At 34.6% G+C, this 358-nt stretch carries 1 protein-coding gene; it reads left to right on the top strand.

Translation table 11 applies throughout. The features are described 5' to 3' along the window. Nucleotides 1-299, top strand: a 299-nt coding sequence (locus KP705_RS19620; protein ID WP_215765525.1) for a hypothetical protein, incomplete at its 5' end; no start/stop codon positions are given. Nucleotides 300-358: the final 59 nt, after the last annotated feature.

Below are 358 nucleotides of genomic sequence, written 5' to 3'. Positions count from 1 at the left end.
ATTTGCGTTGTCTTCCTTCGCATTCTTCTTTGTTTTTGGATTACATAGAAAGCAGGGGATATGGTTTTTTAAGATTCAACGAATATTTGAACGATGACGAGGATGATTTTTGTTACGAGTGTGTTTTTGTTAATGACAATAAAGATGAGATACGCCTTTGGGTTAAAGATTTAGAAGATTGTGACAAGGATGGTTTGTATTCTAGTATCGATAATTTAGATTTGGAAAATTGTACGTCTGATGATTGTAAAAGCAGACTCTCAACGATTTGCGAGAAATTTTTTGGATCGTTGTCATGAGTTATAAATTCGCACATTTTGATATGCTGAGTCGTAAAGTGCTTGTAAAGCCATCCGAC

It is taken from the genome of Gluconobacter sp. P1D12_c, from assembly GCF_018812105.1.
Classification (GTDB): domain Bacteria; phylum Pseudomonadota; class Alphaproteobacteria; order Acetobacterales; family Acetobacteraceae; genus Gluconobacter; species Gluconobacter oxydans_A.
The sequence above is the reverse complement of the archived record's forward strand: the minus strand, read 5'-3'. Positions and strand labels throughout refer to the sequence as shown.